Here is a 16346-nt window from a genome sequence, read left to right as displayed (position 1 = left end):
AGGGGAGTTCACCTCTCTGTTTTTGACATCACGATCACCGTTCGCCTCACACCGTCCCACTCGACGGCGCCGCCGACGGCCTCGGTCACATAACGGGCAGGGATCATCGTCCGAGCCCCCAAGATGACAGGGGCGGCGTCCAGACGCTTTTGCGCCCCCTGGATCACGGCAGAAGGGCTGCCGACCACAAAGATGCTCCTCTTCCCTGCCTTCTCGACGGTGATCGTCCCGGTGGCGCCGCTCCAGGTGACCGAAGCGCCGAGCGCCTCCGCGATGGCCCGCAAGGGGACCATCACCCGGTCGTTGCGGTCCAGATAGGGAGCAGAATCAAAGGGAACCTCACGCCCGTCGACGACCACCCGGATCGGTTCGATCAATCCCGGCGGCGAATCAAGCCGGTCGCCATAGATCAGGTAACGCTTTCGTTCTTCTCGAAAGGCCTCTAGAGCGGGACGGTAGTTCTCCTCCATCTCCTGGGGCGACAGGCCGGCCTCCAGCCAGATGCCCACCTTGTCGGTGCCCATGATCTTGTCGAACATGACCACCTTGTCACCGCTTTTGGGCACAGGGAAACGGTTGAGGGAATGAGCGTAAGCCAAGGCGTAGATGCCTGTCTTGGCCGGATTGAAGGCATGGTAATCGGTGATCTGGAGCCGCACCCCGCCGGCTGAGCCGCGCCGGTCGGGAACAAAGGTGACACCGGGGAGGCCGGCTCCGTTGAGCAGTTCGGCATACCTGTCGGCGTCGATGCCCTTGGCGCCGATCCACTTGAAGTTCGATTGGAAGACGCCGGTGCCTTCGCCGAGACCGGTGGCCATATAGCCAAAGGCAGCATCGAGATCGACGATGGCAGGCGACGTGTTTACCCAAGGCAGCCCCGTATCCTGGAAGACCATGTTGCGATGCCAGCCGGCCATCGGCACGACGGTGAGCTTGGCGCCGATGTTGCGATTGAAATAGAGGGCCAGTTCACCGGCAGTCATGCCGTGAGACATAGGCAAAGTATCTACGCCGACAAAAGTTTTATAGGGATCCTCCAGCACCGGACCGTCGGCGATGACGCCGCCCAAAGGGTTGGGCCGGTCGAGAACGACGATCGGTTTATTGTACTTCTGGGCGGCCACCATGCAGTAGTTCAATGTCGACATGTATGTATAGGAGCGTGCGCCGATGTCCTGGATATCGAAGAGCAGCACATCGAGATTGCGGAGCATCTCTTCGGTGGGCATCCGCGTCGGCCCGTAGAGGCTGTAGACGGGGATGTTCAAGGTGGGATGCTGGTAAGAGGCCACGTACTCACCCGCCTTGGCCGTCCCGTCGACGCCGTGTTCGGGACCGAAAAGGGCCACGAGCTTCGTTGACTGATCCCGAGCCAGCATATCGACAGTGCGCTCACCGCGGCTGTTGACACCTGTCTGGTTGGTGACGAGGCCGACGCGCTTGCCGGCGATGAGGCTATGGTATGTACTCATCAGGCGTTCATTGCCTAAGGTGACCGTTGCGGCCTCAGCCGGCGGCAGAACCGGGAAGGGCGGCAAGGGGGAAATCAGGATAGCGCTGAGGCTGAGCAAAATGGCCCAGAAAAACAACCACCGTTTTTGCATTGCATCCCCTCTCTTCAACAGTGTTTATTTCGCGACAAAAGTGGTTTGCCTTACATATCACCACCCGTAGCATCTATTGAGTTTTATTTCTTCGACGCTCCTCCAGGGATCTCCTTTTTTTAAGTAAAGAATCGAGTAGGAGGGGGTGATTAACCCCCGTCCTCTCACACCACCGTACGTACCGTTCGGTATACGGCGGTTCATGCTGGTTGACGATGAGATTGGTATGTTTCGACTAAACTGACTAAGCCCTGTTCCCGCCAGTAGGCGAGGCCAAGGGCTTTATTCATTTGCGGGGTCAAGGACAGACGCCAATATCCTTTTCGTGAGCCGCTGATGTTGCATGCCCATTCCTCCGGGATCCCCAACGCCACTAAGTTTCGTCTTCGTGTCTTCGGGCGCTTCCATTGCTTGAGCAGGCACATCCGCAGTCGTCGGCGAAGCCACTCATCCAACTCTTTAAGTACGCTTGGCGTGTCAATGAGTCGAAAGTAGCCCATCCAGCCTTTCAGGTATTGGTTGAGGGTGACCAGTCGGTCCTCCATCGCAATGCTTCGGTTCCGCCCAGTGAACTGGCGGATCTTCTCTTTCACCCGTTTCACCGTTTGGGGGGCGAGCCGAATCTTTGCTGCCTTATGCCACGTAAATGAAAACCCCAGAAACTTTCGGTTCCAGGGTCGGTCGACTGCGCTTTTCTCCCAGTTGACCTGCAGTTTTAACCGCCCCTCCAGAAACTTTGCCATACCCTCCATCACTCGTTGCCCTGCCCGTCGACTGCGGACGTAGACGTTACAGTCGTCGGCGTACCGGCAGAAGCGATGTCCCCGGCTTTCCAGTGCCTTATCCAAATCATCCAGGATGATGTTCGCCAGCAAAGGGCTGAGTGGACCTCCCTGGGGTGTTCCTTCCTCGCTCTTCACACGAATCCCGTTGAGCATGACCCCGGCCTTGAGGTATTCTCGGATCAACTTCAAGATTCGTTTGTCCTTCACCTTGCGCGCTACGCGCGCCATGAGAATGTCGTGATTGACGCGATCAAAGAACTGGGCCAGGTCCATGTCAACCACCCATCGGTAGCCGTCGGCGATGTATTCCTTCGCTTTCTTCACCGCTTGGTGCGCACTCTTTCCCGGACGAAATCCGTAGCTGTTCGTGGAAAAGTCAGGGTCGAAGATCGGCATCAGGATCTGGTTCAGGGCCTGTTGGATCAGTCGATCGACGACAGTGGGAATGCCCAGCTTCCGTGTTCCGCCTTGGGGTTTGGGAATTTCAACCCGCCGGACCGGTTGCGGTCGATAGGTCCCCTCCAACAATTCCTGTTTAATGCGCGACCATTCCTCTTTTAGGTACGGGCGCAGGGATTCTAGCCCCATACCGTCGATTCCGGCCGCGCCTTTGTTGGCCATGACTCGCTTATACGCTTCCGTCATGTTCCCTCGTTCGACGACTTTCTCCATCAGATCATACGTCTCTTCGCGGGGTTGCTTCGCTTCTTGTGCCGGTAACGCGCTCGGCACTCCACCGGTCCCCTGCGGATTCACCGCTTCCTCCCGTTGGCAGTTCCCTTTCGGGATATTCGGCTGTCTCTGCGCGTCACGCGAACGCATCGTCGCTTCCCCTTCCATCATGTTCGGTCCTTCATCTGGCCGGACGTCGGGCCAGCCTACTATGACCTCTGCTGACTCCTGCCGGTTCAGCCACGCCTTTCGGCGTGGTTTCCCAAGTTACTTGGTCCCCCGGCAGGCCTCCCCGGGTAAGAACGTTGCCTTTCCCTCCATCTACCCGCCCCATTTACTCTCGGCAGCCTTCGGTGACAAGGACTTCGCTTTGTTCGGCAAGCTCATCCAACTGCCGCTAGCCTCACCTGGGGTTCGTGGTCCTCGGGCCGGAGGTTTGCCGCTGGCTTCCTTCAGATTCCGCCTCGCGGCGGACACCCTTGCCTTAAGCTAACGCCTACTGCCACCTTCGGCGTTCGGGACTTCCACCCTAGAGACAACGCCCATGCCGGGCGCACCGAAAAATAAGCCGTCGGCAATCAGCCGGCGGCTCATTCGAAATCGTCCTCTAACCAAAGTATCCTTTACTGCATTTTCTTGATCCCGTCGACGCCCACCTTGCCGGAGTCCTTCGGCACGAAGGACTTGCAGCAAGTGGACATGCAGTCGTTGACAGAGACGGCGGTCAGTTGGGCCGACATGGAGGCGTCCACATTGTCAGGCTGGTTGGCGCCGAACTTATCGCTGGCGACGAGAATCTCGTTGGCGACACACTTGTTCCCAGCAGCATAGTAATGGCAGTTGCTGACAATGCAATGGATGTGCTGTTGCGGCATCTCTGAAATCCCCCTTTTGCGTTTTTATCAGTTTCCCCACGCAAAAAAAGGCTATGCGCTCATCAGCAGATTCTTCGGCTAATCGGCGGACAGGGGGCGACCCCAGCGTTCCAGCAAGAACTGGACGAAGCGCCAGACCGGTCCTGAGTGAAAATGCTCCGGCAGGAGGTCTTCCAAGCGATGGACCGTCGCGTTTTCCGGCGGGGCAACCGCTTCAACGATGCATTCCACCTGTCCCGGTCCGCCTTCAGCCAAGCCGGAGGCGTATTCCTCATAGATCTCCCAGAAGCGCTGCGGCGCCCGGATGTGCAGCCAGACGTGACCGCTGATCGGTCCGGGCAGCAACTCCCGCACCAGCCAGTAGACGGCTGGCGCTGTTTCCGGGATCTCTACATAGACCCAACTGCTGTGGCGGCGCTCCTCCGAGGGCGCCCTGGAGGTCCTCGGTTCCAAGGTCATCAGCCCCTGGCGAAGCAGCTTCCACCCCAGCGGTCCCGGCTCCAGAGGCCACAGATCCGGTTTGGAGTATTGCAGGGCCACATGCATCGGCAACACCTCAACCGCTTCCACTGTTTTACCCGGCAAATTCTTCGTTCTTCCATTCTTTGTTATCGAGGGGGTAGGCGGCGACGAAGGTCGTTCCCGTCTCGGCCGACACCGTAAAATAGATCCGCCCGTTCAGGTAACGCTCTGTCAGCAGTTTCATGCTGTAGGTGCCGAACCCCCGGCCCTCCCCTTTCGTTGAAAAGGAGCGATTGAAGACCTGGAGTTGCACCTCCCGCGACATGGGCACAGGGTTATTCACCCAGAATTCTACCCAGTCGCCCGTCTTGCGGCAGCCGGCTGTGATGACAGCGCCAGGCGGCGAGGCCTCGACGGCGTTTTTCAGCATGTTTTTCAAGACCCGGCGCAGCAGCACCGGTGAACTGAGAAAAGTAACATTCTCCGAGCGCCCGTCGAGACGGACGGACCAACGCCCATACTGGTCATTGGCGGCAAACTGGCGCACCAGCCCGTCCAACAGTTCCCGCGAGCGGATATAAGCGGGATTCACCTTGAGCTCATCATTTTCTGCGGCGATCAAGTCGCGCTGCTCGGCGATCTCATCGACAAGACCGCTCGCCACCGATTCAAGCGCAACGAAGAGGTGCTTGGCCTCTTCCAGATCCTCCACGTCACGGCCCAACTCCAGGAGCCCCTGCAGACCGCTGGCCGTGTTCATCACATCATGAAAAAAGATCCGCTCCAACATCTTGCGCCGCTTTTCATGGCTGATGTCCGTCATCGTCACGATCAAAAATTTCTGGCCCTCCACCTCGAAGGGGCTAGCCAGGACGCGCACATCAAGGGCACGAACAGAATCACCGGCGCGGACAGATATCCGGCAATCCCGGCAATCGAGTTTCCCTTCCAGGCCGTTCATCAGGGCAAAAAAAGCGCCGCAGGTGCGGCAGGATTCGGTAGTGCCGCAACCGCCCGTCTCATTCTGAGCGTGGATGCAACGCAACACCTCGCCAGGGCGCACCCCCAGCACCATTTCCATATCCACATCGCCCAGCAGAGCAAGGAGCGCCGAATTGGTGAAGATGATCTGGCGCTGCCGGTTGAGCACCATGATGACATGAGGCAGGGCGTTAAAGGCAACCTGCACGCCTTCCAGTTTTTCGATCAGGTTTGCCTGCGCCTCCACCTCGCGACGGCTCAGCCGCTCCGCCAGCATGTTGACGCTGAATTCAATGGAAAAGGCGGATGATGATTCCACAAGCCCCACCTCCTTATAATCGTCCATCAACCGGCTAGGCCTCTACACCCGCCTCTGTGAATGATCAGCCTTCCAGCCAGGCTATCACCTCTGGTGCTTTCTTGCGCATGAGCCGAAACTCGCCCTGGGGATAGCCGACGATCAGCGGCGCCACCGCCTGGCAGCCCTCGGGAACGCCCAAATCGGCTTTCACCGCCGGGTCGTTGAACAGCCCCAAGGCAAAGCCGATCCAGCAACTCCCCAGCCCCATGTCCCTTGCCGCCAGCATGATGTTCTGGGCCGCCAGGGCGCAGTCGATGGTCGGGTTGGGACCGGCCGGCTTCGCATAGACGACGATCAACGTGGCGGCGTCGTAAAAAATGTTGTAATCAGGATCGGTAAAGAGCGACCGGTACTTCTCAAAGAGCGGCCGACCGTCACAGAGGGCCAGCATCATCGCTTTAGCCTGATCGGAATAGGCTTTGAGCTGCCCTTCGTCCTGGATGACGACAAAGGCCCACGGCTGGCTGTTCATAGCGCTCGGCGCCTGCACCGCCGCCTCCAGCAACGCCTCGACCTGTTGGCGCTCCACCTTCTGCGCCGTATATTTGCGCACCGATCGGCGCCCATAGATGACCTCGCGCAATTCCATCGGAAGCTCTCCTTATCATTATCGTCTCTTTCACGATTTGCTTTCAATCTTTCGACTTATTTTCGTCCTATCCTGCGACGACTATCTTGCCGGACCGCTTCTTTTCTCTATTTCTCTATTATTGAAGTTTTACCTCCTGCGCTCAATCTTCTGCGGTCCGGCTCTGCAAACCAGCCTTGAGCAACAGGGCGACGGACGAGCGCCCAGATGGTCGGAGCCCTCACCGAATGACTTCGCCCGTCTGAGCGGTTATTTGACGATCTGCCGCAGCGCGGCGACGGCGGTCTCCCCCATCTTTGCGTAACCTGCCCGGTTCGGGTGACAGTCACCCGAGGCAAGGTCAGGAAGAAGAGAACGACCATCAGCAGCGACAAGAGCGGAAAAGAAATCGATCACCGGCCCATGCCCCGACAACTGCGCTCCCCACTGCCGCGTCACCGGCGCGAGCATCTCTCCCAGATGATCGCGCATCAAGGCGCGAAACTCCAGGAGACGCGTCTGGAAGGGCTCATCGTTGATGGGCCCCGTCAGCCCGATGACAGGGAGGCAGCGGGCGATGAGGATCCGCTCAACCATGTCCTGGTAGTGGCGCAGGCTTTTGGCCGGCGAAACAAGGTTGTAGGCGTCATTGGCGCCGCCGGTGATGATGACGACAGACCGGGGCTCTACATCGGGGAGGATGTTGATCAGTTCACGGCGCATGTCATCGGTCGTCGCGCCGTTTAAGCCCAGGTTGATGACAGGGTAGGCCAACTCCCGTTCCACCATAGCTGTCCAGGAATCATCCGGTCCGTAAGGGTATCCCCAGGTCAGGGAATCGCCGACAGCAAAAATTTCCCGATTCTTATACATGTCATGTCCACCTCCGGTTGTGGCAGCGCCGGTCGGTTCGCTGTTCATCCTTATTATCAACCATTGACGTTCCCTTCCGCAACCAGACAACAAAAAGGCCCGGCGCGAAGCCGGACCGTTGCGTCAGTTCAGATCTTCTGATTCGTCGTATATCGTTCAATTTCGTCACATCAAATGTAAGAGTCGTAAAAACTCCCGGTACCGAACACCTGCGGCATGTAGAGTCCCATGTTCGCCTTTTGCTGGTAGAGGCCGAACTGTTGGCGCAAGAGGCTGTACGTGCCTCCGTCGCCGTAGCGGCTAGAAGGGGCGGCCAACGAAGAGAGGGGCAAGGTGGAGACGCCTTGAGCAAACTGGCCAACCTTGTAGGCAAAGCCGCCGTAGCCAGCCATCGCCTCTTCGACGCGACCAGGATTGTCAGCCAGGGTCGACTTCAACTTGTCGGCATCGACCTTCAACGTATTGCCGGGAGTAACGGTGATGCCCACATCTTTCAGGGCGTTGCGACTTTCAGAGACGAAGCGCTCCATCCCGCGGCTCAAAGAACCGAGCAGGCCGGCCTTTTTCCGAAGCAAATCGCTCGTACCGTTGAAGGACTTAACGAAGCTGTTGATCTCATCAGTGATGGCCTTCGCGTCATAGCCGACCTTCACCGCCACATCACCGACGGTAACCGCCTTCAGAGTAAGGTTGACCTTGCCCCCGTCCAGTTTGACGTCGTTGCTATGGCTCGTAAAAGCCACACCGTTGACCCTATACTGAGCATCCTGGGCGGCCGTCGTCTGGTTGCCGGCGCCGCTGACCGCGACCAGGTTGCCGGACGTGTCGGTCAGGGCAAAGGTGTTGTCGGTGCCGGTTTTTTGCGCTGTCAGGGTCAGCTGGCTCTTCATGACGCCGCCCGAGGTCGTGTCGACCACCTGCGCGGAGACGCCGACGGCGGCGTTGTTGATGGCGTCGGCCATTTTCTTCAAGACCGTCTTCCCACTGTCGCCGACGCTCACATCAACAGAAAGAATCCTGTTGACGCCGTTGCCGGTGATGGTGAACTGGTTCGTCCCCGCCGCAAATCCGGCCTCGCCGGAGAGGGCGGTGGACGTGATGGCATTGCCGCTGTTCTGCTGAGCTTTGGCCACTTGGGTGACAGCCACGTTGTAGGTAGCAAAGGACGCGTTCTTGGCGGCCGACCCGGTGATGGCGGCGGATCCGCCCGCGTCGACACTTCGCCGGTCAAAGACGTTCTCGCCGCCGGCGAGTTCCCTCGCCTGCTTCGCCAGATCGACGAACTGCTCCCGGGCACTCTGGACAGACGACAGGTAGCGGTTCCGGTTCTCCAGCAACGTCGACCCCGGCGTAATAGAAGGCACGAAGGGCGTAAACGTCGCAGCTGCCGTTGAACTCAGCGAGTTGACCAGAGATGTCCGGTAAGCGCCGATATGCCGGCTGTACCCGATGGAACTGATCGAACCGACCATGACGACACCTCCTTCGTGTCGCTTCCCCCCTGGGAGAAACAGCGTTCGCCATGGCAAAAAGAAGATAGACCTTCACAAATCTATCTTCTCACAGGTTGTGCCGGCTGTCAATATCAGGCAAGGAAAAACAAGACTTCCCTTCTCACTTTTTTATCGTTCGATAGGCGGAGAGCCCTTCGGCGGGCACGAGCGAAGGTCCCTCTAGCCGCGGTCGATGAAACAGGGATGTCGGAGTGGCGATAAAAGGCCACAAAGACAGGAACGGTCGTGTCGATGACCGTCTTTTTTCCGAAAAAAAGGGAGCGGATCTGTGAAAAAATCGACTCCGTGCCGTCACGTCAGATAGAAGTAAAAGGTGTCTTTTTTGTATCGGTCCCGCTTGAGAGGACCAATGTTGGGGTAGTTGGGTTTATAGTGCTGATAGACCCGCTTTGCATCATCGTAAACGGCGGTAATGCGCACGAAAGCCTTGCCATCCCGGGTGATGGACTGTTCATGGGGCGGGAGATCAGTCTTCTACCCGGATCAAGACGATTTTTTCTCGAAAAGCCCCCCGCTCCTCCCGCTTCTGGTCAGCCAACGCTACGATCTCCGCCCAGGACAGCCCGTCACTCTCAGCTAAGGCGATGAGAACCTCCAGGATATCGGCCAACTCGTCGGGACTGCCGCTAGATATATATTCCTGCATTTCCTCCTGGAGCTTTGCAAGGAGCAGTTCACGATACTCCCCGTCGCCGGCGATGCGCATTTCCGGGTACTTGCCGGCGCGGAGGATGATCTGAGGGATGAGATCGCGGACGAGTTTGTTGTGGGTAACGGTTGCCATCGTGCGCGCTCCTTTCTTCGGAAGATCTGGAACATGAATCGGCGCTTATCCTTACATATGTTCGATCGCATGCCGAGGGCCGATTAAAATAAACCCGTATCGTTCATAGCCTCATTTTAGCATTTCAGCGATTGTGAACCTACAAAAAAATAACGAAGAGCCAAAAAATTCAAAAGACCCCTCCACCCAATTTCCCACGATCGAGAGCATCGCAGGAAAAAGGGGGAGGGGTCTCCCTGTATAATTACCCGGCACTTTGTCGATTTGAATAACTCTCCGCCGCTGCCATTCCCTGAATAATATAGAGCAACTGCTCGAAAATCAACTCATCAATCTTGTCTGCGTTGCTCCACAATTGATAGAAATGTTTTGTGAAAGATGACTTCGGCATCATCTTCCTCAAGTGCGCGTCACATTGATATACCCAAGTCCTCACGTACCTGTCGAAATGCTCAGCGTCAAGATGATTAACCATAAAGCTGATCATCCGACCTTCAGAGGCAAGCATTTGAAACGTCATGACGTTCCCTTGACCTCCTTTCTGCGCCTGTGGAAAAGACATGTTCTTTTCCGACAGCTACATCACCTGACACTCCGCTCCTGGAGCATCTTCATCGCATCGACAAGCGACATATCGTCAAGCTGCCGGATGATGAGTCCGACGGCCCCCTGCGCATACCGAGCCACCCGCCGATATATGGCCATCTCCAGCGCATGAGCCTCCAGATTGACGCAGCACGTTTCACGATGACACTTTACATCGCACTGGGCACAGGTATAGAGAACAAGCACCAATAAGGCCTTTGCCATGGGCAGGTCCCGAAAGTGCTTGCGGTCTTGCATTGGCAACCGGTGAGGATACACCGCCCGAGGATCGCCCTTTTCCAGTCCGTAGGCGGCCGCCTGCCGGGCGAACCCAACCAAACAATCAGATTCCGAACATTCCCCACAGTACGGTTTATTCTCCATACAGTAGATCGTCAGTCCCCCAAGCACATCCTGCGGACCGACATCACGGCCGTCGCATTGCAGGGCATCCAGTAACATTTCGAGCTTCTCCCGGGTTTTCGATTTATTCGGGCCTTCCATCGTTGTGCCTACCATGCGCCTTCATCCTCCCCTCCGCATATGATTGGTCTATCATTGACCGCAACGTCTCCGCCCGGTCCGGATCCAGAGCGTACAGCTGAAGGGTGAGCATTCGTCGGTTGCGCGTCGGCCACCGCATCGAATGCCCTTGACTCATGTCCTGGAGACAGCCGCCGAAAACCATCCTCTCTAAGGCGCTGCACAATAAATGGGTGACGCAATTGTAATCGTGATCCTCATGCAGACACTGCTGGCACAGCATCATCGCATGAAACAGCATCGGGATCGCGCGGTCCCTTTCGTATATACGCACATCTGTGCTTGGCATCAGGCTAAGTCCATTCTTTACTCGATGACGAGGTCCGCGCGCCCTAGCCGTGTGGAGCATGCGCGCCACAAAATCAACCAGACAGTCGACGGGGTCGCATTGTTCCTCCGAACAAAATGAACAATATTCCACCAGCATCTCCTGAATCTCGCCCAATCTTTCCCGATAATTGCAAGCCATGGACACACCCCCCTTGTAAAACGCAGGATCATTTGCTAATCTCATTATAGCAGGTGGATATCCACCTAACAACAAATTTCACTACTCGACAAAAAAAGACGACCAGCTCGTCACTGATCGTCGTCTTTAATGCCGTGAATCCTCCGTATTTCCTCCACAAGGGGATTGGTCACCTTTTCGCGTGTCCCTTCTGCCGGTTTTATAATGCCTAAGGCTAATTCATGTGCGTAGAGGTAGAGCTCGATCCCCTCGATGCAAAAAGCATTCCGTGTGATCGTCCGGTCCAGCACACCTGTCCGCTCTCGATACAGTGCATTCAGTTTATCGATGACGGCATCAATGCGAGCTAATCTGCTCTCGTCTCCACGAATCGGATATTGTTTTATCCCCTGCTTCCGCTTTCCAGTCATATCCAACACCTTTAACCTTAATGTAATACCACATATTATTATAACGCAACGACTCAGATCCTTTATTGAAAACATGTTTTTTTGCATGGGTTTTTTCAAAAGATTTCATTGTTAAATAATGTCAAATAGGTCCGCGCCCGCCTCTCTGTCCCTTGACGGTGCCGACTTCTTTGAAAAGGTGGAGATTTCGGATGGTTATCTAAGAGAAAATTTACAGAAAATTCTTTTAATGTATGTCTTTATATAATATCATTGAAGAAAGTACTGCTGGAGGGGCTTCCGGTTTAATATTGTCCCGCCCGGTCTAATCATACCTGCCTGGAGGTGACGTCCAGTGTCTTCTTTGCAGCCGCACGAAACACTACCGTTTGCAGCGTTCTACAAATGGACAAGTCATAAAAACGGCATGGTTATCGAAGTCAAAAAACCCAGATTGTTTGAAGTGGAGGAGTACCAAGTCACGATAGGCGACTATGTGCATGATCATTTGCTCTCAAGCTTAGACGACGTGGAGCGATTTATCACCGATTATTTCACCAAGGATACACGACCATAACAACCACAAGCCTCCGTCGCGAGCCAGGGTCTCCTTCTTCCGGCGCTACTCTTCCAAAACCGAAGGGCGCGATCAGCGTCATGCCCGCCGATCTTAGATGCGATCATGAACGTAGGTAACAAGGCCACCTGCGTCACAAGCGTAGGTGGCCTTTTCCTGTCCTTTTCCGGCTAACCTGCTTCCCGGCTAAGATGCGATGTTCAGATCTCCCTTCGCTTCGGCTTCAAGTGGAAAGGCGATAAAGAAGGTGGTCCCCTTCGGACCGGTTTCATAGTCGATCCGCCCGCGATGGCGCTCGACGATGGAATAGCAGGTGGCCAGCCCCAATCCCGTTCCGTGGGCCTTCGTGGTGAAAAAAGGGGTGCCGATCTTGCTTTGGATTTCCTCGGCGATCCCCTCTCCCTCGTCGCGGACGGCCAACAGGACGCGCTCGCCATCGACGTATGTGCGGATCGTCACCGTCCCCCTTTGTTTCATCGCATCCATGGCGTTGTTCACGAGGTTTAAGAGGAGTTGGCGGATTTCATGTTCGTCCAGCGCCAATAAGGGTATTCGGCCGAGATCAATGACCAGTTGTTTGTCCTTTTTGAAGGCTTGTGCCATCAATAAGGGATGCAGACTGGTGATGATCTCGTTGAGGTCTTGCAGCCTCAGTTGCTTTGGTTTGGTTTTAGCCAGAGAGAGAAATTCGGTGATGATATCATTGGCCCGGTCCAGTTCGCTGATCATCAACCGAAAATACTCGTCATATTGGACCAGGTCCGCTTTGGCGCCAAAGAGTTGCAGGAATCCGCGCACCGTTGTCAGAGGATTGCGGATCTCATGGCCGATCCCTGCGGCCACCTGCCCGACGAGGTGTAGGCGATCGAGACGGGCCAGCTCCCGCTCGAACTCGTTCTTTTCAGTCACATCGATGGTGACGTATAACAGGCAAGGCACGCCGTCCAATTCGATGACTTCCGTGGTGATGAGCCCTTCCCGCACGTCGCCGCTTTTCGTAGTGAATTTGCCGATGATGTTCCGCACCGGCCGGTTGGCGATGGCCCGGTGGGTTTCCCGGTCGAGGCATCCGCATTCCCGTTGAGTCTTGCCGATGACCTCCTCTCGCGAATAGCCCGTCAACTTCGTCCAGGCGTCATTGACATCGACGTACCGGTATCCGTGGATGGTGACGATGGAGATGCTCGCCGGGCTCGCATGAAATATTTTATAAAAGCGCTCGGAAGCCGCCGACAGCTCCTGGTATGGCGACAGAATCATGTGGGCAAAAAGTCCTTTGAATAAAAAGTAATAATAGCAGACTTTCAGCGTGTGGACGAGCAGGCTGCCGAAGGAGTGCATTGAGGCGACGTTCGAGAGCGCCCCCACCGGCAGGGCCAGCAAGAGGGCCAATATGACCTGCGGCGTATATCCCTGTTGTTGCAGCGAACTTTTCCGCAACTGCATGATGAGGCTGGCGAAAAAGAAGCCGGTGATGCCATATTCTATGACCATTTTCGCCGTCGTGGACACGCCCTGACCTTCGAGAAACAGCGTGGGAAACAGGCCTGGCTGGGAGAGAAAGGCAATGGAGATCGCCGAAGTTCCCAGCAGCGTCAGAAAGAGCCAGGCCCACCGATTCATTCGGAAGGACGCAACGGGAGAAGCGAAAAGAAAGATCATCGATTCGACGAGTCGCTCCGTCAACCAAAACCAACATACCACGTCAGGGGCTTCCGACGGTATCGCCAGGATTCCGAGGAAGGCACAGACATGGAGAATCGTAAACAGACCGACGGCCAAGAATCCGAAGCCGAAGAGATGGCTTTCCGGACTTCCTTTATCGAAGAGAATCCAGGTGATGATAAAGCCGGACAAGGCGAGCAACACGCAGAGGAGTTCAAAAAGGGCATGGGCGACATGGTACTGCCTTTCCCAGAACGGTAAGAGAGCGACCGAAAATAAAAGGGCTGCCGATAGTACTGCTGTGAAGGTGCGCCCTATCGACGACATAACCCTGGCCTGCGCCTTCACGCTCCACCCTGTCGCGGTTTCCTCACGGCAGGCTTGACTTTCATACCTCACTCTCTGTCTCTCCCCACCATCTCATATCGTCACAACAGCTTCATTATGCCGTACAGCCCAAAAAAATCTTGTCGAATTATCGATGTAAAGTAAAAAAAATATGGCCGATTTTCAGCCACGCGGAAGAACCAGGCCCCCTGCTGCCCATCCTTCTGCGCCGCTTTTCTGGCCGGCGGGCAGTGGCATGGTCATAAACAAGTCGGTTTTTCGCGGCTTTCAACACCGCTGAAGCAAGGTTTTGCAAGCTTTGTGTCTAATAGAGTCTGTCTAAAAACCCCCTCAAGAGAGGGCAAAAAGCAAGACGTTTTTATATGGAAATTGGTGGAATTTAAAGGGAATTCGACTCTTCGCGTCGAAGGATATAGGTACAAAGACTGTTTATAGCGAGGCGATGTACCTTGTTTCGATTCGATGTGGACCCCCAAGTTAGCTTTTACGACTTTGCAGCCCTCTGGGACCAACTTGTGCCTGCCGATTCCGTCTTTCGCCTGTTTCGTGAATTGGCGCCCCTATTAATACAACCGGAGGATTTTACAGGTCTCTATTGCCTTGACAACGGACGTCCCAGTCATGCGGCCCGGCAGATGACGATGGCCTGCATGTTACAGGAAATGCTGGGCGAAACAGACCGGGGGATGGAAGCACAGACACGTGTGAACATCGAGGTCAAGTTTGCGTTAGGAATGGCCCTCGATGAACCGGGCATTGATCACGCCAATTTTGGCGTCCACCGGCAACGGCTCATCCAAAAGGAACTTGATAAGGTCTATCTCGATCGCTTTATCCGGTTGATGTACTACCTGGGCGTTTTGACAGGGAAAGAACCTTGGATAACGGACACGACCCATGTCATAGCTCCCATCAGTGCCCCCACGACCATCGAACTGATCCGCCAAGCCATGCGCCTGTTGGTGCGTCTTTTGGCGAAGCAATACAGTGTTCCATGGCATGCAATCCCCCATGCCCCTCGGGCGGTACGTTACCTGGAAACAGTGACGGAAGTGAAAGAGCATAACCTGGACGATAAGGCCAAAATGGAACGGCTTGTTGAAGTGGTCAGCGAGGCTGACGAACTGCTGGCCTACGTGGAGTCATCGGAGGCTTCGTGGAAGAAGAAGCCCGATGTCATTCATTACGCCCTTTTGCTTTGCCGTATCCTCCGTGAACGAATCATTCGGAAAGATGATGGAACTCTTGAGATAGCCCCCGGCGGTTCTGTCAAAGATATGATAGTTTCGGCTGTAGACAGCGAAGCCCGTTTCGGTTGTAAGGGCAAGACGAAATGGCGCGGGTATAAGATGGCCATCGTCGAAGTCGGAAATTCCGGATTTATCGCCGCCGCCGAGGCCATGAAAGCCAACGACTATGACGGCTCCAGTCTGGTGCCGTTAGCGGATCAGCTTCCCACCGATTGTGTAGAAAACCCGACGATCATTGGAGATACCCACTATGGTGCGGGCGATGACCGTGTCACCCTCAAGGAAAAAGGCATTGACGTAGTGGCGCCACTTTCACCAAAGACAAAATGTGATATCCTCGCGGGCGAGGGATTTCAAGTTTCCGAAGACCAAACACAACTGATCTGCCCGAGAGGAAAAGTCATCACCACCTATTCGGAAGTGGCAGATGGGAAGAACTTCGTGCTTCGCGCCAAGGACCATGATTGCAAGCACTGCCCTCGTTACACGACCTGTTTTAAAGAAAAGAAACATCGGCGCACGATTTTTATTCACAACGCCTATGGTGTCATGCTCGAGGCGGCAAAGCACTCCCAAACGAAAATCTATAAGGAACAGATGCGTCTTCGCAGCCGCATCGAAGCCAAGCAAAATGAACTGGTCAACCGTTACGGACTGCGCCGGGTTCGCCGTATCGGAAAACGAAATCTGGCTTATGCCGCCCGGCTCAGCGCGTTAGCGGCGAACTTTCAAAAACTCAACCGTCTACGAAATGATAAGAATGCAACCATGGTGTTGGAGGTGAGTGCCTTACGCGGTGTTGCTTTCAAAAAAGCCGCATAAGGTGCAAGGGGGAGATCTGCCCTTTTTGAGGAAAATCCTCAAAAAGGGCCGGTGAGACCGATAAAAAGACTCTAGTTTTTTGCTGTTTGTATTAAAAAATCATGCTTTTGCAAGGGCTGGCTAGGGAATTTGCTTATTTTCTAGACGGCCTCTAATATGTACAGAGATCGGAATGCACAATCCTACACGAGGTGGTATTTCATTCACAAAGGAGGCCGA

Annotated in this window: 15 protein-coding genes; 2 read left to right on the top strand and 13 right to left on the bottom strand. The window is 55.3% G+C overall.

Annotated features, from left to right (window positions below):
• Positions 1-8 precede the first annotated feature (8 nt).
• The 12 genes from HM1_RS07390 to HM1_RS07330 all read right to left on the bottom strand — a co-directional run bounded on the left by HM1_RS07390 (position 9) and on the right by HM1_RS07330 (position 11495).
• Positions 9-1604, bottom strand: coding sequence for an exo-beta-N-acetylmuramidase NamZ domain-containing protein (locus HM1_RS07390; protein ID WP_012282715.1), 1596 nt, complete (start codon positions 1602-1604; stop codon positions 9-11).
• A 200-nt stretch (positions 1605-1804) separates the two neighbouring features.
• Complete coding sequence (ltrA, locus tag HM1_RS07385) at positions 1805-3232, bottom strand: group II intron reverse transcriptase/maturase (protein ID WP_012281204.1); 1428 nt, start codon at positions 3230-3232, stop codon at positions 1805-1807.
• A gap of 452 nt (positions 3233-3684) precedes the next feature.
• Positions 3685-3936: a DUF1540 domain-containing protein gene (locus tag HM1_RS07380; protein ID WP_012282714.1), complete on the bottom strand. Its 252-nt coding sequence runs from the start codon at positions 3934-3936 to the stop codon at positions 3685-3687.
• A gap of 78 nt (positions 3937-4014) precedes the next feature.
• Positions 4015-4521, bottom strand: coding sequence for a hypothetical protein (locus HM1_RS07375; RefSeq protein WP_041313545.1), 507 nt, complete (start codon positions 4519-4521; stop codon positions 4015-4017).
• Positions 4511-5698: a PAS domain-containing sensor histidine kinase gene (locus HM1_RS07370; RefSeq protein WP_187147760.1), complete on the bottom strand. Its 1188-nt coding sequence runs from the start codon at positions 5696-5698 to the stop codon at positions 4511-4513. The genes HM1_RS07375 and HM1_RS07370 overlap by 11 nt, the downstream gene beginning before the upstream one ends.
• A 64-nt stretch (positions 5699-5762) precedes the next feature.
• Complete coding sequence (locus tag HM1_RS07365; protein ID WP_012282710.1) at positions 5763-6329, bottom strand: nitroreductase family protein; 567 nt, start codon at positions 6327-6329, stop codon at positions 5763-5765.
• Positions 6330-6578: 249 nt separating this feature from the next.
• Positions 6579-7181 carry a GDSL-type esterase/lipase family protein gene (locus HM1_RS07360; protein ID WP_012282709.1) on the bottom strand — a complete coding sequence of 201 codons (603 nt, stop codon included), beginning with the start codon at positions 7179-7181 and terminating at the stop codon, positions 6579-6581.
• 170 nt (positions 7182-7351) lie between these two features.
• Positions 7352-8653, bottom strand: coding sequence for a flagellar filament capping protein FliD (gene fliD / locus HM1_RS07355; RefSeq protein ID WP_012282708.1), 1302 nt, complete (start codon positions 8651-8653; stop codon positions 7352-7354).
• Positions 8654-9161: 508 nt separating this feature from the next.
• Complete coding sequence (locus HM1_RS07350) at positions 9162-9479, bottom strand: nucleoside triphosphate pyrophosphohydrolase (protein WP_012282706.1); 318 nt, start codon at positions 9477-9479, stop codon at positions 9162-9164.
• Between the two features lie 244 nt (positions 9480-9723).
• Positions 9724-9999, bottom strand: coding sequence for a hypothetical protein (locus tag HM1_RS07345; RefSeq protein ID WP_041313538.1), 276 nt, complete (start codon positions 9997-9999; stop codon positions 9724-9726).
• A 62-nt stretch (positions 10000-10061) separates the two neighbouring features.
• A complete protein-coding gene (locus HM1_RS07340; RefSeq protein WP_012282704.1) occupies positions 10062-10583 on the bottom strand; it encodes a hypothetical protein in 522 nt (173 codons plus the stop codon).
• A gap of 603 nt (positions 10584-11186) precedes the next feature.
• A complete protein-coding gene (locus HM1_RS07330; RefSeq protein ID WP_187147759.1) occupies positions 11187-11495 on the bottom strand; it encodes a hypothetical protein in 309 nt (102 codons plus the stop codon).
• Positions 11496-11820: 325 nt separating this feature from the next.
• On the opposite strand from HM1_RS07330, the gene HM1_RS07325 reads away from it, so the two are divergent.
• Positions 11821-12042 carry a hypothetical protein gene (locus tag HM1_RS07325; RefSeq protein WP_041313527.1) on the top strand — a complete coding sequence of 74 codons (222 nt, stop codon included), beginning with the start codon at positions 11821-11823 and terminating at the stop codon, positions 12040-12042.
• Positions 12043-12228: 186 nt separating this feature from the next.
• Here HM1_RS07325 and HM1_RS15200 read toward each other — a convergent pair whose 3' ends face one another.
• The gene (locus HM1_RS15200) at positions 12229-14034 is read right to left on the bottom strand and encodes an MASE3 domain-containing protein (RefSeq protein ID WP_049754074.1); all 1806 of its coding nucleotides are present in this window, start codon (positions 14032-14034) and stop codon (positions 12229-12231) included.
• A 470-nt stretch (positions 14035-14504) separates the two neighbouring features.
• On the opposite strand from HM1_RS15200, the gene HM1_RS07315 reads away from it, so the two are divergent.
• Positions 14505-16127 (top strand): IS1182-like element ISHmo2 family transposase, encoded by a 1623-nt coding sequence (locus tag HM1_RS07315; RefSeq protein ID WP_012281187.1) that lies wholly within the window; start codon positions 14505-14507, stop codon positions 16125-16127.
• Positions 16128-16346 lie beyond the last annotated feature (219 nt).

This window comes from Heliomicrobium modesticaldum Ice1 (assembly GCF_000019165.1).
Lineage (GTDB): Bacteria > Bacillota > Desulfitobacteriia > Heliobacteriales > Heliobacteriaceae > Heliomicrobium > Heliomicrobium modesticaldum.
This window is presented reverse-complemented; position numbering and strand designations above follow the sequence as displayed.